The 25,799-nt window shown below is 66.8% G+C and carries 31 protein-coding genes; 7 read left to right on the forward strand and 24 right to left on the reverse strand.

The features are described from left to right. Positions 1 to 15: 15 nt before the first annotated feature. The 3 genes from GV792_RS09430 to GV792_RS09440 all read right to left on the reverse strand — a co-directional run bounded on the left by GV792_RS09430 (position 16) and on the right by GV792_RS09440 (position 3,430). Entirely contained in the window at positions 16 to 966 is a 951-nt protein-coding gene (locus tag GV792_RS09430) for a methionyl-tRNA formyltransferase (RefSeq protein ID WP_163823666.1), read from the reverse strand. A 63-nt stretch (positions 967 to 1,029) separates the two neighbouring features. Next, complete coding sequence (locus GV792_RS09435) at positions 1,030 to 2,316, reverse strand: SidA/IucD/PvdA family monooxygenase (protein ID WP_309139092.1); 1,287 nt, start codon at positions 2,314 to 2,316, stop codon at positions 1,030 to 1,032. A 205-nt stretch (positions 2,317 to 2,521) separates the two neighbouring features. Continuing rightward, positions 2,522 to 3,430 carry an NADP-dependent oxidoreductase gene (locus GV792_RS09440; protein ID WP_163823668.1) on the reverse strand — a complete coding sequence of 303 codons (909 nt, stop codon included), beginning with the start codon at positions 3,428 to 3,430 and terminating at the stop codon, positions 2,522 to 2,524. Positions 3,431 to 3,545: 115 nt separating this feature from the next. On the opposite strand from GV792_RS09440, the gene GV792_RS09445 reads away from it, so the two are divergent. Beyond that, a complete protein-coding gene (locus GV792_RS09445) occupies positions 3,546 to 3,986 on the forward strand; it encodes a winged helix-turn-helix transcriptional regulator (RefSeq protein WP_163823669.1) in 441 nt (146 codons plus the stop codon). Between the two features lie 56 nt (positions 3,987 to 4,042). On the opposite strand, the gene GV792_RS09450 is transcribed toward GV792_RS09445, so the two are convergent. Beyond that, the gene (locus GV792_RS09450; RefSeq protein ID WP_163823670.1) at positions 4,043 to 5,296 is read right to left on the reverse strand and encodes a flavin-dependent oxidoreductase; all 1,254 of its coding nucleotides are present in this window, start codon (positions 5,294 to 5,296) and stop codon (positions 4,043 to 4,045) included. Next, a complete protein-coding gene (locus tag GV792_RS30210; protein ID WP_163823671.1) occupies positions 5,293 to 5,841 on the reverse strand; it encodes a chorismate--pyruvate lyase family protein in 549 nt (182 codons plus the stop codon). Before GV792_RS30210 ends, GV792_RS09450 begins: the two co-directional genes overlap by 4 nt. Positions 5,842 to 6,068: 227 nt before the next feature. On the opposite strand from GV792_RS30210, the gene GV792_RS09460 reads away from it, so the two are divergent. The 3 genes from GV792_RS09460 (at position 6,069) to GV792_RS09470 (ending at position 8,334) form a co-directional block, all read left to right on the forward strand. After that, positions 6,069 to 6,509, forward strand: a complete 441-nt coding sequence (locus tag GV792_RS09460; protein ID WP_163823672.1) for a TIGR03667 family PPOX class F420-dependent oxidoreductase — start codon at positions 6,069 to 6,071, stop codon at positions 6,507 to 6,509. 81 nt (positions 6,510 to 6,590) lie between these two features. After that, on the forward strand, positions 6,591 to 7,535 hold the full coding sequence (locus GV792_RS09465; RefSeq protein WP_163823673.1) for an RluA family pseudouridine synthase: 945 nt from the start codon (positions 6,591 to 6,593) through the stop codon (positions 7,533 to 7,535). A 52-nt stretch (positions 7,536 to 7,587) separates the two neighbouring features. Then, positions 7,588 to 8,334: a CPBP family intramembrane glutamic endopeptidase gene (locus tag GV792_RS09470; RefSeq protein WP_163823674.1), complete on the forward strand. Its 747-nt coding sequence runs from the start codon at positions 7,588 to 7,590 to the stop codon at positions 8,332 to 8,334. 79 nt (positions 8,335 to 8,413) lie between these two features. Here the strand turns inward: GV792_RS09470 and GV792_RS09475 are convergent, their stop codons facing one another. The 13 genes from GV792_RS09475 to rpsJ form a co-directional block, all read right to left on the reverse strand. Next, positions 8,414 to 9,403 carry an LLM class F420-dependent oxidoreductase gene (locus GV792_RS09475; RefSeq protein ID WP_163823798.1) on the reverse strand — a complete coding sequence of 330 codons (990 nt, stop codon included), beginning with the start codon at positions 9,401 to 9,403 and terminating at the stop codon, positions 8,414 to 8,416. A 133-nt stretch (positions 9,404 to 9,536) separates the two neighbouring features. Next, entirely contained in the window at positions 9,537 to 10,130 is a 594-nt protein-coding gene (locus GV792_RS09480; RefSeq protein WP_256668014.1) for a hypothetical protein, read from the reverse strand. Between the two features lie 158 nt (positions 10,131 to 10,288). Then, positions 10,289 to 10,561 (reverse strand): 30S ribosomal protein S17, encoded by a 273-nt coding sequence (gene rpsQ / locus GV792_RS09485; protein ID WP_163823675.1) that lies wholly within the window; start codon positions 10,559 to 10,561, stop codon positions 10,289 to 10,291. Next, on the reverse strand, positions 10,558 to 10,797 hold the full coding sequence (rpmC, locus tag GV792_RS09490; RefSeq protein WP_036533190.1) for a 50S ribosomal protein L29: 240 nt from the start codon (positions 10,795 to 10,797) through the stop codon (positions 10,558 to 10,560). Before rpmC ends, rpsQ begins: the two co-directional genes overlap by 4 nt. Continuing rightward, positions 10,797 to 11,213 carry a 50S ribosomal protein L16 gene (gene rplP / locus GV792_RS09495; protein WP_163823676.1) on the reverse strand — a complete coding sequence of 139 codons (417 nt, stop codon included), beginning with the start codon at positions 11,211 to 11,213 and terminating at the stop codon, positions 10,797 to 10,799. Before rplP ends, rpmC begins: the two co-directional genes overlap by 1 nt. Before the next feature lie 3 nt (positions 11,214 to 11,216). Next, positions 11,217 to 12,014, reverse strand: a complete 798-nt coding sequence (gene rpsC / locus GV792_RS09500) for a 30S ribosomal protein S3 (protein WP_163823677.1) — start codon at positions 12,012 to 12,014, stop codon at positions 11,217 to 11,219. Then, complete coding sequence (gene rplV, locus GV792_RS09505; RefSeq protein ID WP_014349057.1) at positions 12,015 to 12,413, reverse strand: 50S ribosomal protein L22; 399 nt, start codon at positions 12,411 to 12,413, stop codon at positions 12,015 to 12,017. Next, positions 12,410 to 12,691: a 30S ribosomal protein S19 gene (rpsS, locus tag GV792_RS09510; RefSeq protein ID WP_067861069.1), complete on the reverse strand. Its 282-nt coding sequence runs from the start codon at positions 12,689 to 12,691 to the stop codon at positions 12,410 to 12,412. The genes rplV and rpsS overlap by 4 nt, the downstream gene beginning before the upstream one ends. A 15-nt stretch (positions 12,692 to 12,706) precedes the next feature. Then, positions 12,707 to 13,543 carry a 50S ribosomal protein L2 gene (gene rplB / locus GV792_RS09515; protein WP_163823678.1) on the reverse strand — a complete coding sequence of 279 codons (837 nt, stop codon included), beginning with the start codon at positions 13,541 to 13,543 and terminating at the stop codon, positions 12,707 to 12,709. 33 nt (positions 13,544 to 13,576) lie between these two features. Next, complete coding sequence (rplW, locus tag GV792_RS09520; RefSeq protein WP_014981657.1) at positions 13,577 to 13,882, reverse strand: 50S ribosomal protein L23; 306 nt, start codon at positions 13,880 to 13,882, stop codon at positions 13,577 to 13,579. Beyond that, the gene (gene rplD / locus GV792_RS09525; protein ID WP_163823679.1) at positions 13,879 to 14,559 is read right to left on the reverse strand and encodes a 50S ribosomal protein L4; all 681 of its coding nucleotides are present in this window, start codon (positions 14,557 to 14,559) and stop codon (positions 13,879 to 13,881) included. The genes rplW and rplD overlap by 4 nt, the downstream gene beginning before the upstream one ends. Beyond that, positions 14,556 to 15,221, reverse strand: a complete 666-nt coding sequence (gene rplC / locus GV792_RS09530) for a 50S ribosomal protein L3 (protein WP_163823680.1) — start codon at positions 15,219 to 15,221, stop codon at positions 14,556 to 14,558. The genes rplD and rplC overlap by 4 nt, the downstream gene beginning before the upstream one ends. 14 nt (positions 15,222 to 15,235) lie before the next feature. Next, entirely contained in the window at positions 15,236 to 15,541 is a 306-nt protein-coding gene (gene rpsJ / locus GV792_RS09535; protein ID WP_003938093.1) for a 30S ribosomal protein S10, read from the reverse strand. A gap of 469 nt (positions 15,542 to 16,010) precedes the next feature. Between rpsJ and GV792_RS09540 the strand changes: the two genes are divergently transcribed. Continuing rightward, entirely contained in the window at positions 16,011 to 16,487 is a 477-nt protein-coding gene (locus GV792_RS09540) for a hotdog fold domain-containing protein (protein WP_163823681.1), read from the forward strand. Between the two features lie 12 nt (positions 16,488 to 16,499). Here the strand turns inward: GV792_RS09540 and GV792_RS09545 are convergent, their stop codons facing one another. Together GV792_RS09545 and GV792_RS09550 are read right to left on the reverse strand one after the other, a co-directional pair. Continuing rightward, positions 16,500 to 17,453, reverse strand: a complete 954-nt coding sequence (locus GV792_RS09545) for an esterase/lipase family protein (RefSeq protein WP_175584173.1) — start codon at positions 17,451 to 17,453, stop codon at positions 16,500 to 16,502. A 1-nt stretch (position 17,454) separates the two neighbouring features. Continuing rightward, positions 17,455 to 18,465: an alpha/beta hydrolase gene (locus tag GV792_RS09550; RefSeq protein ID WP_163823682.1), complete on the reverse strand. Its 1,011-nt coding sequence runs from the start codon at positions 18,463 to 18,465 to the stop codon at positions 17,455 to 17,457. A gap of 242 nt (positions 18,466 to 18,707) precedes the next feature. Between GV792_RS09550 and GV792_RS09555 the strand changes: the two genes are divergently transcribed. Further along, positions 18,708 to 19,904, forward strand: coding sequence for a lycopene cyclase family protein (locus GV792_RS09555; protein ID WP_163823683.1), 1,197 nt, complete (start codon positions 18,708 to 18,710; stop codon positions 19,902 to 19,904). A gap of 1 nt (position 19,905) precedes the next feature. On the opposite strand, the gene GV792_RS09560 is transcribed toward GV792_RS09555, so the two are convergent. From GV792_RS09560 to GV792_RS09570, 3 genes are read right to left on the reverse strand one after another with little or no spacing between them, the layout of a single operon-like run. Beyond that, positions 19,906 to 20,778: an ABC transporter permease gene (locus GV792_RS09560; protein ID WP_163823684.1), complete on the reverse strand. Its 873-nt coding sequence runs from the start codon at positions 20,776 to 20,778 to the stop codon at positions 19,906 to 19,908. Further along, positions 20,775 to 21,590, reverse strand: coding sequence for an ABC transporter permease (locus tag GV792_RS09565; RefSeq protein ID WP_163823685.1), 816 nt, complete (start codon positions 21,588 to 21,590; stop codon positions 20,775 to 20,777). The genes GV792_RS09560 and GV792_RS09565 overlap by 4 nt, the downstream gene beginning before the upstream one ends. After that, positions 21,587 to 22,570 (reverse strand): ATP-binding cassette domain-containing protein, encoded by a 984-nt coding sequence (locus tag GV792_RS09570; RefSeq protein WP_163823686.1) that lies wholly within the window; start codon positions 22,568 to 22,570, stop codon positions 21,587 to 21,589. Before GV792_RS09570 ends, GV792_RS09565 begins: the two co-directional genes overlap by 4 nt. A gap of 272 nt (positions 22,571 to 22,842) precedes the next feature. Here GV792_RS09570 and GV792_RS09575 point away from each other — a divergent pair, with 272 nt between their 5' ends. Then, positions 22,843 to 24,363, forward strand: a complete 1,521-nt coding sequence (locus tag GV792_RS09575; RefSeq protein WP_175582976.1) for an aldehyde dehydrogenase family protein — start codon at positions 22,843 to 22,845, stop codon at positions 24,361 to 24,363. A 120-nt stretch (positions 24,364 to 24,483) separates the two neighbouring features. On the opposite strand, the gene GV792_RS09580 is transcribed toward GV792_RS09575, so the two are convergent. Next, entirely contained in the window at positions 24,484 to 25,707 is a 1,224-nt protein-coding gene (locus GV792_RS09580; protein WP_163823687.1) for a TetR/AcrR family transcriptional regulator, read from the reverse strand. Positions 25,708 to 25,799: the final 92 nt, after the last annotated feature.

Raw genomic sequence — 25,799 nt, forward strand, 5'->3', positions numbered from 1 at the left:
CTGATCTGGTTGGCTCTATGCCGGCTCGGCCGGTGAATCGGTGAGATACCCACCGCGGCGGAAGAATTCGGCGCCGTCGTGTTCGACGCCGTCGGCGGTGCGCACCTTGGTGATCACCAGGCCGTGGTTACCGCCGCGGAACGCATCGGGGCCACAGACCACGGCGCCGCCGTCCTCCTGCACGATCACCCGGCCGGGAGTACCGCCGTAACGTGCGGACGACACCCGAGAGGCCAGGATCTCGACCTTCGCACCGCGGTAATAGCTGAACGCACGTGGGTACGGCGCGGACAGCGCCCGGACGAAACGCTCCAGATCGACTGCGGGCCAGTTCCAGTCGATGCGACTGTCACGCTCGGAACGCTTGTGGAAGTAGGTCCGCTCGGCCTTGTTCTGCGGCCGCCACACCGCTGTTCCGGAGGCGACGGCGTCCAAGGCCTCGTTCAGCGCGCCCGGGATCAGGTCCATGCCCGCCAGCACCAGCTCTGTGCCGGTGGCGTCCGGGCCGATGGGCAGCGAACGCTGCACGAGGATGTCGCCGGTGTCGAGCTGCTCGTCCATTCGGTGCACGGTGAGCCCGAATTCGCTCTCACCGCTGATCAGCGCCCACAGCACCGGAGAGAACCCGGTGAACCTGGGTAGTAGCGAGTCGTGCAGGTTGAGCGTGCCATGGGTGGGCATGTTGTACAGCTCCGACGGCATCCAGGTGTACCAGCTGTTCACCACGATGAGATCCGGTTCGGCCCGCTTGACCAGGTCGATGGTCTCCTCATCGGCCCGCTCGGTCAGATGAATCGGGATGCTGTGGTCCCGCGCCAGGTCCTCGACCGAATCCGACCAGATGCCCTTGTAGGAATGCTCACTGGCTGGATGCGTGACCGCGAGCACCACCTCGTGCTCGGAATCGATCAGAGCCTGCAGAGTCTTACGACCCCAGGTCTGGAAGCCGAACGAAACGATACGCATGAACCGAACCTCATTCCCGAAACTTAGTAAGGCAAGCCTAGCCTACGACCTGCCGGGCTGCGCTCAGGGGCGAGCCGCGTACGCGGACTCCACCATCCGCACACCCGCGGCCGCCGCCGGTGTCGCCAGGACCCGATCCGAAAGCTGGCCGAGACAACTGAGATTCGGAAAACCCGGGCCCTGCGCCAACCCCGCCAGATTGGGCAGATACAACTTGGCATCCAGCCCCTCGACAGCAAGGTCGTGCCCGATCGCGGTCTCGATCCGCGCCTGCGTGATCGGACCGCCGATAGCGAGTTCCACCAGATCGGCGGCATCGGCGTCGAACAGATCGAGGAACCACAGCGCCTGACCGCCGGTGGCATCGACCACCAGGTCGAACCCGTGCACCTGATCGGGGCGTAGTTCGTTGCGCAGGGTGAGCCCGACCCCATCACCCTGTTCCGCCACCCGGACGACGCGGCCCTGGAGGTGATGCACACGACTGTCGGCCATCAGTGCGTCCTGCACCCGCACCGAGAACACGCCGCGATCAGCGCGGCGCACCACATCCCGGCGCTCCTCGATACTCAGCGCACGCCATTTGGCCGGATCACTGAACAGGGAATTCTCGAAGTAGCTCTCGCCGCGCGTGTAGATGGTGGCGGCCGGTGAGATCACCGAGACGATCAACACATCGTGGCGAACCAGCTCATCCATCACCGAGCCCGCGGTTTCCCCGCCGCCGATCACCGCCGCCCGCGAGGACGCCGGTAGCTGACGTTTTCCGGCCAGGTCCCAGAATTCGGCGACGCTCAACACCTTCGGATGGCGGGCCAAGGCGCGACCGCTGTCGCCGGGGCCGGAAATCATGAGGCGATCGGTATCGATCTCACTGATCAGGCCGTCCGCGTCGGCCACGGTGACCAACCAGCCGTCGGCCGCGGCCGAGATCTTGCGCACACTTCCGGCAACCAGGTCGAGACCGATCTTGCGAGCGACCCACTGCAGATATTTGGCCCAGACATTGTGCTGCGGGCTTGGCCTGCCGCGGTCGATCCATTCGGCATAGGTGCCGCGCTCGACCAGGAACGAGGTCCAGCTGAAGGCCATCATCGCCTCGTTGATCGCCTGATTGTGACCGCGCGCCCAGGTGGAGTGATACGGGAACCCGATGTCCTTCTCCGGGCTGGTGCCGAGCCGATGCCGCCCGTCGGTCCAGCCGCCGGTTCCCAGCCAATTGCCTCCCACCGCATGCGGCTCCACCACCGTCACCTGCGGTGCGGGCAGGCCGAGCGAGCGCAGCACATGCGCCTTGGCCGCGACAGCCATCGCTTTCGGTCCGGCGCCGACTACGAGAAGTCTGTCCACTGGCTCTCCACTCTTTCGTCGCATCGCAGCCGCCGCGATTCCAGGCACCGCTCGGCTATCGATATCGGCGATCAGCTGCGGCGGCGCGGGCGCGGGACGCGCTGCCCCTCCGCAGAATCAACTACCCCTCCCAGGTTTGCATAGGCTTACCTTATACGGCGTGGGTGATGCGGCCCCGGACGGGTCCCCGCCCAGGCCACGATCCTCAGGGGCGCAGGACGTACTTGCCGCGCACGCCGCCCTTGGCGACAGCGCGGTGTGCGTCGGCAGCATCGACGAGTGGCACGACGGCATGCACCCGCGCAGGCAGGTGACCGCTCGCGGTGGCCTCGAGGAGCTGAGCCAGCCGGGCACCGTCGGGGCGAGCCTGCACCGCGTGCACCGTGATCCCCCGCTGCGGAGCCGGTGCCGCGCTCGGCCGCACACCGACGAACACGCCGCCGTCACGAACCAGCGCGAGCCCTTCATCCTGTAGCGCGGCCGCGTCGGCGACCGCATCCCAACCGGGCTCCGGCGACGCAGTGAAATCGGCGCCGAGTCCGCGGACGAACTTCTCATCCGTGGCCCGGGCGGATCCCGTCACCCGCCAACCACGATCCTGGGCGAGCGCGATCACGTATCCCCCGACCGTGCCCGCGGCCCCGGTGACCAGGAGGTCGCGCCCGGCGCTGTCACCGAGCAGGTCGACCAGCTGGGCCGCGGCCAGGCCATTGACCGGAACGGTGGCCGCCGCCACCAGGCCGAGACCATCGGGTACGAGCGCGATATCGCTCGCCGCGACCACGAGCTGCTCGGCGTAGGTGCCGTAGTCACGGTCGAATCCGGCGACCAGCCCTGCCACTCGACTGCCGACCGGTATGTCGACTCCGGGTCCGGCGGCGATCACGGTGCCCGCGAAGTCCCAGCCAAGCCCGACGTGGTCGGGCTGGTCGATCAGCCCGAGCTGATGGAACACCCCTGCGACCACCCCGAGGTCGACGGGGTTGACCGTAGCCCCGGCAATCTGGACCCGGACCTGGCCCGGACCGGGCTCGGCGACCGGAACGTCGATGATCTCGATGGACTCGGGGCCACCCGGGGTGCGGATGATCGCGGCGCGGAACGTACTGGGCATAACAGCCTCCTATAGATTTTCTGTCGTTGCCACTCCACAATGGATGTGTAACTCTCTATCGGGAAGCAGGCACTTCGGAGTGCGTAACTCTCCGCACGGTAGGAAGGAGCGGTCGATGCCGACGATGACGGCGGCCCAGCAGCGGGCACAGGCGAAACTGGACTACGACGCCTTTTTGGCGAAATGCCCCAGCCGTCAACTGCTCGACCGGATCTCCGACAAGTGGGTGGCACTGGTGCTGGCCGCGCTCGGCAGCGACGGCCCACACCCTCAGCCCGACGGCGCAGGCGAACCGCGCGCGATGCGCTACTCCGAATTGTCGCGGCGGCTGGCCGGGGTCAGCCAGAAGATGCTCACCCAGACGCTACGGTCCCTCGAGCGCGACGGGCTGCTCATCCGTACGGTGACGCCAACCGTGCCAACCACGGTGACCTACGAACTGACCGAACTCGGCCTGTCGTTGCATGGCCTCGTGTACGGCATCAAGCTGTGGGCCGAGGCTCATATGGACGAGGTGCTGGTCAACCGCGACGCGTACGACCGCGCGGCCGGCTGACTCCGCCGCGGTCGAGCCGTGCGTGACCGGCCCGATCACCATGCGGGGAAACAGCGTCAGCCCGGCGTCGAAGGCAGGCCGGCTCCCGGCCCCGAACCCGCCCCGCTGGTACGGCGGTAGGCCGTACCGATGGCGGCCAGTTCGTCGGTGGTGAGCACGTCTTCGATGCGGGTGAATCCGTTCGGCGCCCGTTCGGCGACCAGGTGCAGAACGAGGTCCATCGGCATGTCTCGGTTCGCGAGGACGATGGCGTTGGCCTGTTCGCGGCGAGCCGATTCGTAGCGGGTGAGGCCCGTGACGGGGTCCGGGGCTGCGGCGAGCTCGGCGGCAAGCACCCGCGCGCCGAGAATCGCCTGCGAACCACCGTTGGAGCCGATCGGATACATCGGATGCGCGGCGTCACCGACCAGCGTGATGCGACCGGTGCCCCAGTGCGGCAAGGGGTCTCGATCGACCATGGGGTACTCGAGGATCTCACCGCTGGCCGAGATCAGTTCGGCGACATCGAGTCCGGCGATCCGCCAGCCCGCGTAGTGGGGCAGTACGTCCTCGAGGCGACCCGTGCGATTCCAGTCGGGATCCTGTGCCGCCTCGTCGTCGACCCGGACTTCGGCAACCCAGTTGATCACTGCCCGACCACGCTGTTGCGCTGCAACGGAAATCGGGTAGGCGACGAATCGGGCCGCCGTGTTGGAGCCGGCCAGGATCATTGTCTGCCCGTCGAGGAAGGGATCGGCCTCGGCGATACCGCGCCACATGCGAATGCCGTTCCAGCGTGGGGCCTGCTCCCCCGGATGCAATTGCGCACGGACAGCGGAGTGCAGACCATCGGCGCCGATCAGCACGTCGGCGACCAACTCGACGGTGGTCCCGGCCGCGCGGTCGCGAACTCGGCAGCTGACATCGTCCGGGCCCTCGGTGGCGGCCTCGAAGCGCAGCCCTTCACGCACGGCGCCGTCGCCGAGACGCTCCCGCACCGCCCGCAGCAATATGGTGTGCAGCTCGCCCCGGTGGATCGAGTACTGCGGCCACCGATGGCCGGCGGCGAGACCGCGAGGATCGCTCCAGATCCGGTTGCCGAATCGATCGAAATGCACTGCCGCGGCGGTGGGAATCGCGCTGTCGGCCAGCGCCGCACCCACACCGAGCCCGGTCAGTTCCGCCACCGCATGCGGTAGCAGATTGATACCGACGCCCAGCGGGCGCAGCGCCCGAACACCATCGATGACCTGCACATCGATGCCAACGGCGTGCAGGCTCAGCGCAGTTGTCAATCCCGCTATTCCGGCTCCGGCGACGAGTACCTTCACCGCGCCGCACCGCTCGGGACCAGGGCAGGGTTGAACTGTTCGCGGATGTGGGCGATGGCGGTCGTTTCGTCGGACAAGACGTACTCCTTGTAGGCACACGCTGCTGCTTCGTCCCCGTGCCAGATATCCCAGCCGATGGATACGACGGTCCGGCCGAGAAACCGGCGTGAGGCCAGGAGACCGTGTCCGATCGGTATTCGGGCGTCGGTCAGAATCGCGGTCAGTTTCGGGTCCCGGCACGTGACGGTCACCTCGTTGCGCGATACCGCAGTGCCGTCGACGCGCAGTTCGGACCTCCTGGACACCACCTGTTCCTCACTGGTGCACGCCAGCAGCTCACGCACCCGGTCGGACAGTCCCGCCGCAGTCGAGATCCGCTGATCGAGCAGCGTGAGCGACACCGTCTCCCCGAGCAGAGCTTCCAGCATCCGAGTGGTCGACCCATCGGCGTGCAGCAGCATCCGCGTCACCGGCGGAAACTCCGCGGGCACCCCCGGTCCCGTATCGCCGTCGACGACCTGCCCATCGATGCTTCCGATACTCACCGAGCCGCACTCCCCCGCTTTCCAGGAACCACCAGCGCCGATCAACCGACACCCACCATCACGGCCGTCTGCACGATGCCGCCGAGGGCCGTCGACATTGAGCAGACCCGTTGTCGTGCAATGTCTTCAGCGTACTTCTCGCCGGCCGATGGGTCATGCCCGGGAATGGTGGTGCAGGTCATGGTGTTGTGGCTCGACAAGTGACCGCAACGACCGAGGAGATCACCATGACCACCACCGGATCCGCGCAACTCGTCGACACCTCGACCGAATTCGGCGCCCGCGTCGCCGAGCGCCTGGACAAGGAGCAGGTCGTCTGGCTCACCACCGTCGGCCCGACCGGGACACCTCAGCCGAATCCGGTGTGGTTCCTCTGGCACGACGGCGAGTTCCTGCTGTTCAGCCAGCCCGACCGCCCGAAGCTGCGCAACATTGCCCGCAACCCACGGGTCGCGCTGCACCTGAACAGCACCGAGTCCGGTGGCGATGTGGTGGTGGTGACCGGCACAGCCCGCGTCGACGACACCGATATCTCCGCCGAAGAAGCCGACGCCTACGTCGAGAAGTACACCGATGGCCTGGTCAGTATCTCCATGACCAGGGAACAGTTCTTCGACGAGTACTCGGTGCTCGTGCGCATCAGCCCGGACCGGTTGCGCGGATTCTGAGCCACCCATCCTGCGCCGACAGCTCGAGGGCAGTCGACGGTCGGCGGGCCCGCAACCGACCGTCGATTACTGTCGTTACCGATGAGACGAAGGCAGCAACCTCCGCTGCCGAAGCGGTACGGCTTGGATCCGGCCCGACTCCGGCTGCCGGAAGACGGCGAATGGGCGACGATCCGCGACCATCTGGTGCATCGTCTGCCCCGGGTGCCTGCCGCCCGCATCGATGAACTGCTGAGCGAAGGCGGCATCGTCGACCTGGACGGGCCGATCGCACCCGATGCGCCCTACGTTCCCGGCGGCGCGGTGTGGTTCCACCGGGATCTGCCCAAGGAGACCGAGGTCCCCTTCGACATTCCGATCGTGCATCGCGACGATCACCTGCTGGTCGTGGACAAACCGCATTTCCTCGCCACCATTCCGCGCGGTCAGCACATCCTGCAGACCGCACTGGTGCGGTTGCGCCGCGAGCTGGATCTGCCCGATCTGATCCCTGCGCATCGCCTGGACCGCGCCACCGCAGGTCTGGTGCTGTTCGTGATCGATCCCACCCGGCGGGGCGCCTATCAGACGATGTTCCACAAGCGCACCGTCCGCAAGGAGTACGAGGCGATCGCGCCCCACGATCCGGCTCTGGAGCTCCCGCGGACCGTGCGCAGCCGCATCATCAAGGAAAAGCAGGTGCTCGCGGCGCAGGAGGTTCCCGGTGAACCCAATGCGGAAACCCGTATCGAGCTACTGGAACACCGCGACGGACTCGGCCGCTACCGGCTCTACCCGCACACCGGCCGTACCCATCAGCTCCGGCTGCATCTGAACTCGCTCGGCGTACCCATCCTCGGCGACGACTTCTACCCCGTCATCACCGACAAACCCGTGAGCGACTTCACCCGCCCACTCCAGCTGCTCGCCTCCGCCATCGAGTTCACCGACCCGATCAGCCGGGAGCCGCGGCGCTTCGAAACCCACCGCACGCTGCAGGCCTGGGCCGATCCGGAAGGATGGGCACGCGGATCGATCACAGGGTGATCAGGATCTCGACGCCGCCGAACGCACAGGTTCGGTCCGTACACTAGCGGCGATGTCTTCCACCGTCCCCGACGCCGCGGTGCCGGTCCGTCGCCACAAGATCCACGCTTACCTCGACGTAGCGGTCGTGGTCGCGGTGCTGGCGGGTACCAATCTGATCGCGCATTTCACCACCGCATGGGCCAATATCGTCACCGTGCCGGTCGCGGCGCTCGTGCTGCTGACGATGATGCGGCGCCGTGGTCTCGGCTGGACCGAGCTCGGACTGTCCCGTCGACATTGGAAGCGCGGCGCCCTGTACGCCCTCGCCGCGGTCGGCGTTGTGCTCACCGTCGTCGCGATCGGTGCGGCGCTACCGATCACCCGGCCGTTCTTCATGGCCGACCGCTACGCCACCATCTCGGGCGCCCTCATCGCGTCGATGATCATCATTCCGCTACAGACGGTGATCCCGGAGGAGCTGGCGTTCCGCGGTGTCCTGCACGGCACGCTCGGCCGCGTCTACGGCGCCCGCGGGGTCTTCGCGGCAGGTTCGTTGCTGTTCGGTCTGTGGCATATCGCCTCCTCCCTCGGGTTGACCTCCGGCAACCGGGGCTTGTCCGAGATCGTCGGCGGCGGTGTCGCTGGCCAGATCGCGGGTATCGCGCTGGCGGTAGCGGCCACCGCGGTGGCGGGTGTGGTGTTCACCTGGTTGCGCCACCGCAGCGGCAGCCTGCTCGCGCCCATCGCGCTGCACTGGTCGGTCAACGGCGCCGGGGCGTTGGCAGCGGCCGTCGTCTGGCAGACGACGATCGCCTGAGACGGTCGGGCCCGGAGGCGGCAGCGCGCGTCACCATGTAGGTCCCCGGATCAGGCAGGACAAGCACGGCCTGAGACGCTCAGCGCAGCGCCGGGATGACCTCCCGCTCGAACAGCTCGATTCCGGACAGGTCGTAGGCGGCCTCGGGGAAGTAGCAGATCGCGTACTCCAGACCGAGATCGCGCAGCTCGGTCAGGTTGGCAATCACCTGATCGACCGTGCCGACACCGGGCATGCCACGGAATGCGCTCAGCGACGCCTCCACCTGCTCCGGCGGGGCGAACCGCGCCAGATGGGCGCGCAGATCCGCCAGGCGCTGCTGTACCTCGGCCTCGGTGCGCCCGATGGCGATGTTGTAGTCGGCGGTGCGGGTGATGGCCTCGAAATCGGTCCCGGCCTCGGCGCAGTGTTTACGCAGGATCTCGGACTTGTGCGCGAAGCCCGCGGGCGTGCCGTCGAAATTGGTGTAGTCGGCGTATTTCGCCGAGATGGCGAGCGTGACCTTCTCACCACCGCCCGCGATCCAGATCGGAATCCCGCCCTCCTGGAGCGGACGCGGGGCGACGATGGCGTCGTCGACCTGGTAATACTTGCCGTCCAAGCTCGCCCGGCCCTGTGTCCACGCCTGCCGGAAGATCTGCACGCCCTCGCGCAGCCTGCCCAACCGCTCCCCCGCGGACGGGAACCCGTACCCGTAGGCCCTCCACTCGTGCTCGTACCAACCGCCGCCGATTCCCATCTCCACCCGGCCACCGGAGATCACATCCGCGGTCGCCGCCACCTTGGCCAGGTAGACCGGGTTGCGGTAGCTCATCGCGGTACACATCTGGCCGAGGCGAATCCGGTCGGTCACCGCGCCGAGCGCAGACACCAGCGACCACGCCTCGTGGGTCGCCTCGTCAGTGGGGACGGGCACGGTGTGGAAGTGGTCGTACACCCACAGCGATTCCCATTCGGTGCCCGCGTCGGCTCGCAGGGCGAAGTCCCGGATGACCGGCCACTGACGCTGCGGTTCGATCCCCACCAGGTCCAGCCGCCACCCCTGCGGAACGAACATCCCGAATCGCATGATCACACCCATCCGTGTTGTCGAGCGCGCGCGAAACGCGAACGCGGCCGCCGTCAGCGACCGCGTTCCATCCTGCCCGCCCCGCCGTGCGCCCAGCAGGATTTACTGTCGTCCGCGCGGGCGCTACCGAACCTCAGCAGTGTTCGCAGATACCGGTGGCAGGCAGCTGGATGAAGCAGCTCGAACACACAACCGCGCGGCTATCCGGATCAGGCTTGGCGGCGGCGGTGCGGGTGCTTGTGCCGGTGCTGCGGCGGGCCGAACCTCCACGCGGGACGAGCGGCGGGATGCCACCGTCTGCGGGGACGTCGGCACCGTGGGCGGCGTAACAGGCCCAGCGAGCATAGGCGGCGTGCGATTCGATATCGGCGGGGATGGGGAGGGCGGCGAGTTCTAGCACGTATTTGTAGCTGTCGCTGACCTTGTGGTTCTGCTTGACGCACAACGCCGTCAGCGGCGGTTCGCCGGCATTGTGGCAGCGGCGCGCGACCTTGCGCAGGATCGCATCCATCCAGGTGCGGGTCGGTGCGTCGGTGCGCACACCCGTCACGGTCTGCACCCGTTCGGCCAGTTCCTTGACCGTCACGAAATGCCCATAGCCCGTGGCGGTTTCGGCAAGCACCTCATGCGCGGCCAAAGCCCACGCCACGGTTGCGTCCCGGAACATCACCCCCGAGCCGTCGTCGATCCGCCAGGCTCCCGATGTCGTCGTCGCAGCATCCCTCATAGCCCGTCCACGTTAGCCCCCGATACCCGCGACACGCCAAATCAGCCACGGCCATATCGTGTTTCGGCTTCATCACATTCCCGGAATAGAGCAAGAACGACGAAGGCCCGCTTCCGGAAAGGAAGCGGGCCTTCGAGACTCGAGCCGAAGAGAGAGCCTTACTTGGCCTTCTCCAGGACCTCGACCAGACGCCAGCGCTTGGTGGCCGACAGCGGACGGGTCTCCATCAGCTGAACGCGGTCGCCGATGCCGGCGATCTCGTTCTCGTCATGCGCCTTCACCTTGGAGGTGGTGCGAATGATCTTGCCGTAGAGCGGGTGCCGGTGACGGTCTTCCAGCTCGACGACAATCGTCTTGTTCATCTTGTCCGAGACAACGTAGCCGGTGCGAACCTTGCGGCTGTTGCGCTGTTCTTCGACTTTCTCGCTCATGCCGCATCTCCCTTGCCAGCGGGTCCGGTGGCCAGACCGAGCTCGCGCTCACGCATGACCGTGTAGATACGCGCGATCTCGTGACGCACCACACGCAGACGACGGTTGTTGTCCAACTGTCCCGTCGCCATCTGGAAGCGCAGATTGAACAGCTCTTCCTTCGACTCGCGCAGGCGGGCGACGAGCTCCTCTTCGGTGAGCTCACGGAGCTCTGCGGCCGGTGTTCCGGTAGCCATCAGAACTGCTCCTCCCTGGTCACGATCCTGCACTTCATGGGGAGCTTGTGCATCGCGCGGCGCAGGGCCTCGCGAGCAATCTCCTCGTTCGGGTAAGACATTTCGAACATCACGCGACCGGGCTTGACGTTCGCGATCCACCACTCCGGCGAACCCTTACCGGAACCCATGCGGGTCTCGGCAGGCTTCTTGGTCAGCGGGCGATCCGGGTAGATGTTGATCCAGATCTTGCCGCCACGCTTGATGTGGCGGGTCATCGCGATACGCGCCGACTCGATCTGCCGGTTGGTGACGTAGGCAGGCTCGAGAGCCTGGATCCCGAACTCACCGAACGCCACCGAGGTGCCGCCCTTGGACATACCGGACCGGCCGGGGTGATGCTGCTTGCGGTGCTTGACCTTGCGAGGCATCAGCATGCGTCAGCCCTCCTGTGTCTCTGCCGGTGCCTCCGCCACGGCGGTGGCGGCGCGGCCGGCCTCGGTGCTGGTCGCAGTGGTGCCAGCGGAACCGGAACGACGCGGACGGCTCGGACGCTCGCGGCGCGGGCGATCGCCGGCCGGAGCGCTCGGGGCGGCCAGCTCACGCTTGCCACCGACGATGTCGCCCTTGTAGATCCAGACCTTCACACCGATACGACCGAAGGTGGTCTTGGCCTCGTAGAGGCCGTAGTCGATGTCGGCACGCAGCGTGTGCAGCGGCACCCGGCCCTCACGGTAGAACTCCGAGCGCGACATTTCGGCGCCACCGAGGCGGCCCGAGCACTGCACGCGGATGCCCTTGACGTTCGGCGAACGCATGGCCGACTGGATGGCCTTACGCATCGCGCGACGGAACGCCACCCGGTTGGACAGCTGCTCGGCCACACCCTGAGCAACCAGCTGGGCATCGGACTCGGGGTTCTTGACCTCGAGGATGTTCAGCTGAACCTGCTTCTTGGTGAGCTTCTCCAGCTCGGCGCGGATGCGGTCGGCCTCGGCGCCACGGCGACCGATGACGATGCCGGGACGCGCGGTGTGGATGTCGACGCGAACCCGATCACGGGTGCGCTCGATCTCCACCTTCGAGATGCCCGCCCGCTCCATGCCGGTGGACAGCAGCTTGCGGATCGCGACGTCTTCCTTCACGTAGTCCGCGTACTGCTTGTCGGCGTACCAACGGGACTTCCAATCGGTGGTGATACCGAGGCGGAAGCCATGGGGATTGATCTTCTGTCCCATTTACTTTGCCCCTCCCTTCCGGCGGCTACGAGTGGCGCCGGCAGTGGGCACGCTCTCGACCTCGATGGTGATGTGGCTGGTGCGCTTGCGAATCCGGAACGCACGGCCCTGGGCCCGCGGCTGGAAACGCTTCATGGTGGCGCCCTCGTCGACGTAGGCCGTCGAGATGACCAGCGTGTCGGGGTTGAGGCCGAGGTTGTTCTCGGCGTTCGCCGCGGCACTCGCCACGACCTTGGCGACCGGCTCGCTCGCGGCCTGCGGCGCGAACTTCAGGATCGCCAGTGCGTCCTCGACTCGCTTGCCACGGACCAGGTCCACGACACGACGAGCCTTCATCGGGGTGACGCGCACATGCTTGGCGGTCGCCCGGGCAGTGGGGTTCTGAGTTTCGGTCGTCATCGCCGCTTGCTCTTCCGGTCGTCCTTGACGTGGCTCTTGAACGTCCTGGTCGGCGCGAACTCACCGAGCTTGTGCCCGACCATGTTCTCCGAGACGAACACCGGCACGTGCTTGCGGCCGTCGTGGACGGCGAAGGTGTGACCGATGAAATCCGGGGTGATGGTCGAACGACGCGACCAGGTCTTGATGACCTGCTTGGTGCCCTTGTCGTTCTGCACGTCCACCTTCGCTTGGAGGTGGTCGTCGACGAACGGGCCCTTCTTGAGGCTGCGTGGCATTTCTTACCTCCTCCTTCAGCGCTTCTTGCCGGTCTTGCGACGGCGGACGATGAGCTTGTCGCTCGGACGGTTGGGCTTGCGGGTGCGGCCTTCCGGCTGACCCCACGGCGAGACCGGGTGGCGACCACCGGAGGTCTTGCCCTCACCACCACCGTGCGGGTGGTCGACCGGGTTCATGACGACACCACGGACCGTGGGACGGCGTCCCTTCCAGCGCATACGGCCGGCCTTGCCCCAGTTGATGTTCGACTGCTCGGCATTGCCGACCTCGCCGACGGTGGCGCGGCAGCGCACGTCGACGCGGCGGATTTCACCGGAGGGCATACGCAGCGTGGCGTAGGGGCCTTCCTTACCGAGCAGCTGGATGCTCATACCGGCCGAACGGGCCAGCTTGGCACCGCCACCGGGACGCAGCTCCACCGCGTGGATGGTGGTACCGGTCGGGATGTTGCGCAGCGGCAGGTTGTTACCCGGCTTGATGTCGGCCGTGGGGCCGGACTCGATCGGGGTGCCCTGCTGGATACCCTTCGGCGCGATGATGTAGCGCTTCTCGCCGTCGCGGTAGTGCAGCAGCGCGATGTTCGCGGTCCGGTTGGGGTCGTACTCGATGTGAGCGACCTTGGCCGGGATGCCGTCCTTGTCCAGCCGGCGGAAGTCGATCAGCCGGTAGGCGCGCTTGTGACCGCCACCGCGATGCCGGGTGGTGATCCGGCCGTGGGCGTTGCGGCCGCCGCTCTTGGTGAGCGGGCGGATCAGCGACTTCTCGGGGGTCGACCGGGTGATCTCGGCGAAGTCCGAGACAGACGACCCGCGGCGGCCCGGGGTAGTCGGCTTGTACTTACGGATTGCCATGAGTTCTTCTCTACTTTCTGGATTCCCAGGCGCTTACGCGACCGGGCCTCCGAAGATCTCGATGGGCTTGCTGTCGGCCGAGATGGTCACGAGCGCGCGCTTGGTGTCCTTACGCTTGCCGTAACCGAAGCGGGTCCGCTTGCGCTTGCCCTGACGGTTGGCGGTGTTGACGCTGGTGACCTTGACGCCGAAAACCTTCTCGACGGCAATCTTGATCTGCGTCTTGTTCGAGTCCGGGTGCACAAGGAAGGTGTAGGTACCTTCCTCGATCAGCCCGTAGGACTTCTCCGAGATGACCGGCGCAAGCAGGATGTCGCGTGGGTCGGCGATGGTGGTCACTTGCTCTCCTCCTGTGCCGCCTCAGCCGGCCCGTGCACGAAGGCGTTGAGGGCCTCGACGCTGAACACGACTTCGTCGCTTTCCAGCACGTCGTAGGTGTTGAGCTGATCCGGCGCGATGGGGTGCACGAACTCGAGGTTCTGCACGCTCTTCCAGGCCGCGATGTCCTCGCGACCGAGCACGACCAGGAACTTCTTCCGGTCCGACAGCTCGGAGAGGAAGGTCTTCGCGGTCTTGGTCGACGGGGTCTGGCCCGCAACCAGTTCGGTGATCACGTGGATCCGCTCGTTACGCGCACGGTCCGACAGCGCTCCGCGCAGCGCGGCGCGGATCATCTTCTTCGGGGTCCGCTGGCTGTAGTCGCGCGGCTTCGGGCCGTGCACGGTGCCACCACCGGCGAACTGCGGCGCGCGGGTCGAGCCCTGACGGGCGCGGCCGGTGCCCTTCTGCCGGTATGGCTTCTTGCCACCGCCGCGGACCTCGCCGCGGGTCTTGGTGGAGTGAGTGCCCTGACGCGCGGCGGCGAGCTGCGCGACGACCACCTGGTGCATCAGCGCGATGTTGGCGGTCGCGTCGAAGATCTCCGCGGGGAGTTCGACGGTGCCGTTGCTCTTGCCACCAAGTTCCTTGACCGACAGGGTCAGGTTGGTCTTCTTCTCAGTGCTCACAGCGCTCATGCGTGCGCACCACCCTTCACGGCGCTCTTGACGATCACGACGCCGCCCTTGCGACCCGGGATCGCACCCTTGATCAGCAGCAGGCCGTTCTCGGCGTCCACCTTGTGAACCGACAGGTTCTGCGTGGTGACGCGGTCGTTACCCATGCGGCCCGACATGCGCATGCCCTTGAACACGCGGCCGGGAGTGGCGCAGCCACCGATGGAACCCGGGCGACGGTGCACGGCCTGCGCACCGTGCGAGGCGCCCTGACCGGCGAAGCCGTGGCGCTTCATGGTGCCTGCGAAGCCCTTGCCCTTGCTGGTGCCGGTGACGTCGACGTAGGTGCCCTCTTCGAACACCTCGGCGGACAGTTCCTGGCCGACCTCGAAGGTGGAGGCGTCGGCGACGCGGATCTCCGCGACGTGACGGCGAGGGGTCACACCGGCCTTGGCGAACTGACCGGAGACCGGCTTGTTCACCTTGCGCGGGTCGATCGCGCCGAAGGCGAGCTGCACGGCGCTGTAGCCGTCGCGCTCTTCGGTGCGGATCTGGGTGATGACGTTCGGTCCGGCCTTGATGACGGTCACGGGGACGACGCGATTCTTCTCGTCGAACACCTGGGTCATGCCGAGCTTGGTGCCCAGAATGCCGGCCGCTGGCCTGTTCTTGTTATCAGTCATGTCTCGAGTCCCCGTCACTGAATGTTGACGTCGACGCTGGCCGGCAGGTCGATGCGCATGAGCGCGTCAACCGTCTTCGGCGTCGGGTCGAGGATGTCGATCAGCCGCTTGTGCGTACGCATCTCGAAGTGCTCGCGCGAGTCCTTGTACTTGTGCGGCGAACGGATGACGCAGTACACGTTCTTTTCGGTCGGCAACGGCACCGGCCCGACGACCCGGGCCCCAGTGCGGGTCACCGTTTCGACGATCTTGCGCGCAGACGCGTCGATCGCCTCATGGTCATAGGCCTTGAGCCTGATGCGGATCTTCTGTCCCGCCACGCTAAGTGTCCTTTTCTCCGCTTACGTTCCGTGATCCGGAAGCTGGGCTTCCGTACCACCCTCATTTGCACAGTCCGAACACACGAAGACGTCTCAGTGGGAGACCACGACCGGGACGCACCCAGTCTTCGCCGCTGTTCATCTGTCATGGTTCTCCGGTCCACGCGGTCGGGCGTGTCGCCCGTCCGCTCATTCCTCGGCCCCGGAAATCAATCCATGTCAGGCTCGGAACACTGTCCCGGACGTACCCACACCGAAATCCGGTGAGGTACACGATTTGGTACTGCCTGCCCCACCCGACCAACCGCTTCAACGAAACGGGCACGGGCCGGTGCAAGGCAACCCGAACAGTATGCCCGAAGCCCCCAGCCCGATCAAATCGGGGTGCGCACGCCTACGAATACGGCGCTGACGTGCAACGTCGCAGCCTACCATCCCGGTATCTTACCGAAGAGTAAGATGCTCGCTCATGACGAAAGAGACCGCGACCTACCGCGGCTGGAAGAAGCTGCCGGACAATCGGCTCGGCCACACTCTGTTCTCGCTCGGCATGGTGGCGCGGGTGCCCTACTTCGGCACTGTGCTGCCAAACGTCGTGCGGCTGGAACCGGGATTGTGCGAGGTCACCTCACCCAAATGGTTCGGCATCCACAACCATCTCGGCACCTATCACGCGATCGCGGCCTGCAACCTGGCCGAGGTCGCGATGGGCATGCTCAGCGAGGCGACTGTGCCCGCCACGCACCGCTGGATTCCCAAGGCGATGAACGTGCAGTACCTCGCCAAGGCCGAGACCGGACTGCGCGCGGTGGCGAAACTGCCGCAGCTGCCCGACTTCGACGCCATCGTCGAGGGCACCGAGATCGTGGTGCCGGTGTCGATCTACGACAAACACGGCCTCGAGGTCGTGCACGCCGACATCACCACCTGGGTCACGCCGAAGTAGGCGCAGCAACGCTCAGCAGGGCAGCGGGCGATCCCCGCCGTCGAGCGCGTTGAGGACCAGCGTGATCGCTCGGGCGTCGGCGAGCATGGCGCTGTGATCGGCGACGTCGGCCGGGCAGCCGTCCTGCAGCCAGACATTGCGGTTGTCATCGTCGGCGCGTCCGAGCAATGCGGTGCTCGCGGGCGTGATCACCGTGTCGGCGCGGGAGGCGATCGCGGTATAGCCGATGCCAGGCACCGTCTCGCCGCCCGCGTTGAGCCGGCTCAGCAGTGGTGAACCCGCAGCCTGCTGCGCACCGGGAGTGCCGAAGACCTGGGTGGCGATCTGGGCATCGGTCAGACCGAGTGCCGCGAGATCGGGGTACATCTCCCGCAGCCCGTCCCAGGTGGTGCCGCGATAGGGCGTGCCGAGCGTCACCACGGTCGCGATATCCGCCCCACCCTGATCGCGCAGGTACTGCCGGATCACAGTGCCGCCGGTGGAATGACCGACCAGCGCCAGGCGTGCGGCGCCGGTGCGCTCGCGCACAGTACGTACGACAGCGGCCAGTTCCCCCGCCATGTTCTCGATCGACGCCACACCCCAGACCGGACGACCGGACAGCGCCGCACCGACCGGGCCGACACCGACCGAAGACCCCGCATGACCGCTGACCGCATCGACCAGTGCCGGCCCCTGGCCAAGATTCGCCGCGAAGACACAGTGCCCTTCAGCCTGCAGAGCGGGCGCGAGCACGCCGAAGCTGCGGGTGATGTCGGTACCGGAGCCGTGCACCAGAACGACCGGCTCGCGGTTCGGCCCGGTGACGCACCCCATGTCATTGGCGCCGGCCAACGGCGGGAACAAGGTTTGCGCCGTCCCGGACGGTGCGAGCGTAATTGCCGCGAATGCGACGGTCGTCACCACGAAGGCGAGGCGGCTCACCCCTCGGATGGCACGTCCGAGGGTGGGTATTCCGAGACGCATGTCATATCCCCAACGCCGGAGCCAACGTCGGCCAGGAATCCTTCAGCGCGTCCTGCCAGTAGCCCCAGGAATGCGTGCCATCGGGGCGGAAGTTGAAGGTCGCCGGAATACCGAGATCGGTCAGTCGGTCCTGCATATTGTGTGAGCAGTAATTCGTCGCGCCCTCGATGATTCCGCCGAGCACGATTTGATTCGCGAAAAGCCACGGGCCCTCGAGCGAATATTTGCCGCCGTATTGGTCGTACATACCGGGCAGGCCGCTGCCGCTGGAAATGTAGAGCGCCTTACCGCGCAGACCCTCGGCCTGTACATAGGGGTCGTTGGCGGCCCAGGCCGGGTCGCCCGGCGGGCCGTACATGTTGTCCTTCTCGGCCAGGCCCCACTCTTCGATGGTGAGCCGGACGAACTCCTGACCCGCGGGATCGCTGATCTGCGCGCATCCGCTGTAGGCGGCAGCGGCGTCGTACAGGTCACCGGTGGACGCCGCCATCGCGAGGCTGCTTGTTCCCGACATGGAGAATCCGGCGATGCCGTTGCGGCCGCTGGTGCCGAGGTACTCATCGATCAGCGGCGGAAGCTCGCTGGTCAGGAAGGTCTTCCACTTCTGCTTGCCCAGCCGCGGGTCGTCGTTGCGCCAATCGGCGTAGTAGCTGAACATCCCGCCGATCGGCGAGACCGCGTGCACATTCTTGTCCGCGAGGAAGTCGAGGACATCGGTCTTGGTCCCCCAGTTGGAGCCATCCACACCCCCGCCGGCACCCAGCAGCAGGTACAGCACCGGCCGCGGCACCCCGGTGTCAGCCGCCCGCATCACCTCGACCGGAATATCGATATCCATCGCCGCCGAATGCACGGTGAGCGTCACATTGCGTGCGTCGCGCTCGGAAACCGAAACGATGGACGATGCCGCAGGTGAATCCTTCGGCTCGGCCTGTGCCGAGACGGGCAGAATCGCGGCCGTGGTGACGGCGGCGGCCAGCAGGCCGAGCTGCCGGAGGTATCGACCTCTCATGATGTCCCTTCTTCCCAGTGGAACATCTCGATGCTCCGAAGGCAACGCTATGTTGCGGCACAACAACTTTCACGACTGGAATTGCGGGGACACCAGAAGTAGGGGCACCTGCGAGCAATCGATCGGCGGGAATCGGAACAGTTCGAAATTTTCTGTAACACCGACACTTTCCGCATCGATATATCCCGGCACACACGCCGGGATGGTTGCGTCGGCGCGTCGGATGCGGTTTGAATGCCTCTATGGCAGTCAGCGCGGTCCACAACGTCGACGTATGTGTCGTCGGGCTCGGCCCGACCGGCCGAGCGCTGGCACATCGCGCCGCCACCGCCGGCCTGACCGTCGCAGCGATCGATCCACGGCCGGACCGGCTGTGGCCCCCGACCTTCTCCTGCTGGGTCGACGAACTGCCCGAGTGGCTGCCCGCGACCGCCATCGCGACCCGGATCGAGGCACCTACCGTCTGGGCCAGGAGCGAGCACCGTATTCCCCGGCCGTACTGCGTGCTGTCCAAGCCCGGATTACGCGATGCGCTACCGCTGGACCCGGCCACCATTCGTGCCGGGCGCGCGGTGCGGGTGGAGCCGCATGTGGTGGAAATGGCCGACGGATCGGTCATCTCGGCCGAAGTCGTCGTCGATACTCGCGGCCTTCCCTCACTCGGCTCGCGTCGCGCCGCCAGCGCACACGGCATCTTCGTCGACGCCGAGACCGCGGCGCCGATGGTGACCGATGGCGAAGGCCTGCTGCTGGACTGGCGGCCGGACAACGGTGCGAGCGATGACGAACCGCCGTCGTTCCTGTACTCGGTGCCCCTCGGCGACGGCACGGTGATCTTCGAGGAGACCAGCCTCGGGCTGCGCGGTGGTATGCCGCAACACGAACTACGCAGGCGCACTCTCAACCGGCTCGCCGCGCACGGCATCCGGCTCACCGGCAGCGAACCGACCGAGGCAGCGCACTATCCGCTGGATCAGCCGCCACCGAAGAAGGGCACCGGCCGGGTCGTCCCGTTCGGTTCCCGCGGCGGCATGATGCACCCGTGCACCGGCTACAGCGTGGCGGACTCGTTGGCCCTGGTCGATACGGCGGTCGACGCGATCATGCGCGGCCGCGATCCGGTCGCCGCGCTGTGGTCGCCGCGAGCCCGGTTCGTCTACTGGATGCGGATGCGCGGGCTGTGGGGGCTGGGCAGGCTGACGACCGAGCAGTCGATCGCCATGTTCGAGGCGTTCTTCACCGCCTCACCCCGCGGCCAGCGCGCGCTGCTGTCGGCGCATGACGACTACGCCGCACTCGGCGCCGTCCTGGTCAATACCGTCGCCCACACCTGGCCCTTCCGCTGGCGCTACGACCTGGTCGGCTGGACCAACCGCAACCGCTGGGTGGGCTACGAGTACGAACCCGCGCCCACCCGCGAAGCCCGCCACATCGGCTGAATCAGGCACCGGTTTCGGCGGCTCGCCGATAGCCGCGCACTGCTGGGTAGCCGAAGACAACGACGATGCCGATGGTCCACAGCAGGGTCTTCACCATCGGTTCGGCCACCGGGCCGCCGTAGGACAGCCCGCGCATGGCGTCGATGGCACAGCTCATCGGCTGGTTGGCGACGATGTCCTGCAACCACACCGGATAGGCGTACACCGGAACGAAACCAGAGTTGAAGAACATCAGCAGGGTGTTGACGATGCCGATGATATTGACCAGCATGACGCCCTCGGTGAGGGTGGCCAGCGCGGTCACGAACACCGCGAACGCGACGCCGAACAGCACCGGAATTCCGATCAGCGCGAGCGCGGCCACAAACCCCTGATCGAAGCGGAAGCCGATGGTGAAGCCGACCGCGATCACGAACAGGGTGGTGACCAGGACGCGGACGGCCTCGGCGAGCAGGCGCCCGGTCAGCCCGGCCGCCCGGTGCACCGGCATGGTCCAGAACCGACCGAGCAATCCGGTGGCCTTTTCGGTCTTGAATCCGAGTGCGCTGACCACCGCGCCGGCCATAGCGGCGACCAAGGTGATCATCGGGACGGTGCCGTAGACGCTCGGTTTACCGGTGGCCGCGGTGATCGAGTCACCGAGCACGATCCAGAACATCAGCAGGGTCAGCGCCGGATACAGGATGGTCTGGATGGTCGTCGCTGGATCGCGGGCCCACACCAGCAGCAGCCGCTTGCATTGGATCAGGCTGTGGGTCGCCCAATTGCCGAGCGAGCTCTCCGATCGCGCGTGCACGATCGGCAGCGGGGTCTTCCACCCCGACTCCGGCGCCTCGGACATCTCGACCGCCGCGGTTGTCTCGACTGAACTCATGACCGCCTCACACTCGCCCAGACCGCCAGCGGGGCGAAGACCACCGCGGCACCGATCAACCACACCATCGGCACCCACAGCACATCCCACGTCACGCCGTCGGCGGCCATATCGCGCAGTGCGAACGACAGCTGGGAAATCGGCTGGTTACGCACGAACGGCTGGATCCATTCCGGGAATCCGGATTCCGGCACGAACCCGCACGACAACATGCCGAAGATGAGGGTCGGCAGGGTCAGTGCCTGGCTCAGCGATTCGGGACTCTTGGTCAGGCTGCCGAGCGCGTCGGCACCCAGTGACAGCACGACGCTTATGGCCAGCGAGAACACGCAGAACAGGATCGCCTGCCCCCAGCCCGCCGAAAACCGGAACCCGATGACGTGGCCGTAGATCAGTGCCGCGGTCAACGAGCACACCGAACGCACCACACCGGCCGAGATCCGCGCCGACAGCGGCACCATGGCACCGATCGGCATGGTCTGTAGCCGGGTACTGAGCCCGGTCAGCGCTTCGAACGCCGACAGCTGCGCGTTGGACATCATGGTGAAGGCCATCGTCTGCAGCACGATGATCGGCATCACGAACTGCGCGTAATCGATGCCCTGGAACTGCATCACGTAACGCAGCGGCAGATAGAAGCCGAGCGTGAACACCAGCGGGGTGACGATCGCGACGATCAGCTCACCCTTGGTGGCCATGGTCCAGATGATGCGCCCGGTCAGCGCCCGCCACTGGGCGAAGGAGGACAGCTTGGCGACGGGCAGTTCGGCGAACAGCTGGGTGCCGCCGGCCTCGGTGGTGGCAACACTCACGCGTGACCGCCCGAATGGCCGGTGATGGAGAGGAACACGTCGTCGAGCGAGGGCCTGCGCAGCGCGATATCGGCCAGTTCGATTCCGGCCGCGTCCAGCCTGCGCAGCGCCTCGGCCAGGGTGGTTGCCCCTTCCGGCGCCGGGATGGACAGCCGGTCGCCGCCGTTGAGCTCCGCCGAGACCGCCGCGGGCACCAGATCGCCGAGTGCGGTGGCCGCCTTGGTCAGATCCGACGGATCGAGCGGGACGACCTCGCAGTAGCTGCCGCCGGTCTTCTCCTTGAGTTCGTCGGCGGTGCCCTCGGCGATGACGGTGCCCTTATCGATGACGATGATGTTGTCGCTGAGCACGTCGGCCTCTTCGAGGTACTGCGTGGTCAGCAGGACGGTGATGCCCTGGTTCTTGAGCGCGTTGACCAGATCCCATACGCCCTGGCGGCTGCGCGGGTCGAGGCCGGTGGTCGGCTCATCGAGGAAGACGACCTCGGGCCGGACCACGAGGCCGCAGGCGATGTCGACGCGCCTGCGCATGCCGCCGGAGTAGTTGCGCACGGCGCGGCGGCCCGCGCTGACCAAGTCGAATTCCTCGAGCAGGGTATCGGCGCGCTTACGGGCGGCCGATTTGGTCAGGCCCATGAGCCTGCCGAACAGCTCCAGGTTCTCGCGGCCGGACAGATTCTCGTCCAGCGCGGCGTACTGGCCGGTCATCATGATCGAACGGCGCACGCCTGCGGGGTCCTTCTGCACGTCGTGACCGGCGACGATCGCGGTGCCGGAATCCGGACGCAGCAGCGTGGACAGGATCTTGACGGTGGTGGTCTTACCTGCCCCGTTCGGGCCGAGGACGCCGAGCACACTTGCTCGCTCGGCGGTGAAGCTGATGCCTTGCAGCGCGTGCACCTCACCGAACGACTTACGCACGTCCGTGACCTGGACCGCGGGTTCGCTCGCGGGCGACTCGACTTGATTCGAACTCGGCATCAACTCTCCACTATCGGCCGGGCAGGGGCGGGGATGTCGGAGCGCACGCAGCGACGTCCCGCATGGTGATCCGTACCGCCGGGCGCGATGTTACCGGCCCTGGCATTTCGCTCGGACGGGTCCGGCCGCACCGGAGACCGGCCCGCTCAGCTGTGCGCTTACTCACACTATCGGTAGGGGTTCGAATAGGCGCAGGTACGGCGGGTATTCGGCAGTGATATGGCAGCGGAGGTACCTTGTCGGCCGGTGACCGCGCCCATACTCTTGGGTCCATGGCCGAGTCCGCGCAGCCACATGTGGCGGCGCGTTCGGGAGGATCGGGCCGACCGAGCGTGCTTACGTCCTACGACCCACGCACAGGGGAAACGGTCGGCAGCTATGCCGTCCAGGGTTCCAGCGAGCTGAAACGCGCCGTTCGTGCGGCACGCGCAGCCGAAAAGTGGTGGGCCCAGCTGAGTTTCGGCGCCCGAAAGCGATGGCTGCTGGATTGGAAACGCAGCATCTCCCGGCGCGCAGGAGAACTGATCGACCTCGTTCGCGAGGAAACCGGCAAACCCGAGGCCGATGCCTCCATCGAGGTGATGCTGGCCATCGAGAACCTCGACTGGGCCGCGCGTAACGCCGGGCGCGCCCTTGGCAGGCGCGTCATCGATTCGAACTGGCTGACCCGTAATCAGCGCGCGTCGGTCGGATATCTGCCGCTCGGTGTGGTCGGCGTGATCGGCGCCTGGCACAACCCGGTCTTCACGCCGATGGGTTCCATTGCCTACGCCATGGCCGCGGGCAACGCTGTGGTGTTCAAACCGCATGAATTGACCACCGGTGTCGGTGTGTGGCTGGCCCAGACTTGGTTGGAACTGGCTCCCGATCAGCCGGTGCTGCAGGCGATCACCGGCGACGGCACCACCACCGCGGAGCTGTGCCGGTCGGGGGTGGACAAGATCGCCTACGCGGGCCCGGAAGCCGAGGGCCGCAGGGTGATCGAGATGTGCGCCCAGACCTTGACGCCGGTCGTGGTCGAGTACAGCGGTAAAGGCGCCATGGTGGTGCAGGTCGATGCGAGACTCGACGACGCCGCCGAGGCCGCGGTGTTCGGCGCCATGGCCAATGCCGGCCAGAACGCCGCCGGTGTGCAGCGCGCCTATGTCGCGGAGTCGGTGTACGACCATTTCCTCGAGCTCGTGGTCGAGCATGCGCGGCGATTGCGGCCCGGTGCGGCCAAACACGCCTCCTACGGCCCGATGATCCTGGAAGAGCAGACCGATGTGGTCCGCAGGCAGGTGCGCGACGCCCTCGCGCGCGGCGGGCGCGCGGTGGTCGGTGGGCTCGATTCGATTCGCGAACCGTACGTCGAGCCGATCGTGCTGACCGACGTGCCGGAGGAGAGCCTGGTCGTCAGCGGCGAGGCCATCGGCCCGGTGCTGGTGGTGAACAAGGTCGCCGATATGGATGAGGCGGTGCGCCGGGTGAACGCCGTCGGCAGCGGGATCTCGGTGTCGGTGTTCACTCGCGATATCGCCAGCGTCGAATCCTTTGCCGAACGTTTGCGAGTGGGCGTGGTGACCGTCAATTCCGCGACCGCGTGTACCGGGATTCCGGCGCTGCCGTTCGGCGGGGTCGGCGAGTACGGGCAGGGCCACAGCCATGGCGAACTCGGTCTGCTGGAGTTCACCCGCACCCTGGCCATCGCGCGCACCAAATATCGGGCGCCGCTCAAGCTCGTCACTTTCGAGCGCAATCCGCGTCAACTCCGGCTGGCCCGGGCCATGTTCCGGCTGCGGCACGGGCGCTGAAGTGTCGTCGCAGCCGACCACGGAGCACTCCTGGACGGGGCACCGCTTTCCACTGCCGTCGCCGACCCCGGCCTGATCGTCGCCGGGCACCAGCGCCCAGCGACGTCGCCTCGGTAAGGCTCAGCGCGACGGGCCGAGCATGACCGCCATCATCAGCGCGTGCACCCTGGCGATGTGCTCGGTGCGCGTGTCGAAGCGGACCAGTCTGCCCACATCGATGACCTGGCCGATCGCCGCATGCACCCGGAAGCGGGCCTCGATCGGGTCGCCGTCGAGCAGGTTGGCCCACTCGAGCACGTTCTGCCGCTGGATTGCGCGCAGTTTGTGCTGCTCGGCCTGCGGCAGGTTGCTGAACTCGGCGTAATAGACCGGCATGATCTCCGGCATCGCGAAACTGAGCCGCAGGTACCGGTCGGCTATGCGGTCGACGGCGTCGGCGCGGCCGGTCGCCTCCGCCAGCGCCTCGCTGATGGCGATGGCGAGCCGGTCGCCGGTGCGATGGAAGGCCGCCGCCAGCAGATCGGATTTGCTGCTGAAATAGCGGTAGACGCTGGAGGCATTGATCCCGACGGCCGAGCCGATCTCCTCGATGCTCGCCTCGTGGTAGCCCTGTCGGCCGAAGATCCGAATGGCCTCGGTGAGCAGCTGTTCACGCTTGGAGGTGACCGGCAGGCCACGTGGCTGCTGCGCCGGATCGGCGGCGCTCGGCGCGGGCGGCAGTTCGGCATGCACGATCGCGGTGGACATGTCCCGCAGCAGCGGCAGCAGCCGGGCCGTGGACAGCGCGGTGCGATGGGCGGAGATGCTGCCGACGGTGCTGAGCACGCCAGCGGCGAGCAGGGCGACGTCCTCCGGCGCGGCGTCCGGACGCAGTTGCGCGATCGGGGCGGCGAAGGTCGCGTTGAGGCCGTCGTAGAGCTTCTTGATCCTGGTGCGGTCTTCTTTCTCCAGATACCGCCGCTCCCAGCGGTACAGGCCCGCCTCCCGCCGGATGTCGATGGTGTGATCGGCGACGGCGCGGATCAGCGTGTCGAGGCGATCGGCCGGGTCGAGTGCGGGATCGTCGGCGGCGGTGGCGACGTCGAGCAGCTGGCGCGCACCCTCCTCGGCGGCGGCGACCAGCAGCGCGTACTTGTTGGCGAAATGGCGGTACAACGCCGGACCGGAGATGCCGACCTCGGCGGCGATCTCGTCCACCCCGACCGGGTAGTACCCACGCTCGCTGAAGGCACGAGCCGCCGCCCGGATGATCTGGACCTTGCGATCCTTTGGCCTGCGGCGCACGGTGCGACCGCCCGCCGGCCGCGTGCGCACGAGGTCGACCTCGCTGCGATCGGCGACCATGTTGCTCTCCGTTCTGCGGCGGCGCCACCGGTTGACAGCGCCGGACAAATCATCCTAAGTTAACCACAATTCGCAAAGTTAACCACGATTCA

This window comes from Nocardia cyriacigeorgica (genome assembly GCF_010868145.1).
Lineage (GTDB): Bacteria > Actinomycetota > Actinomycetes > Mycobacteriales > Mycobacteriaceae > Nocardia > Nocardia cyriacigeorgica_D.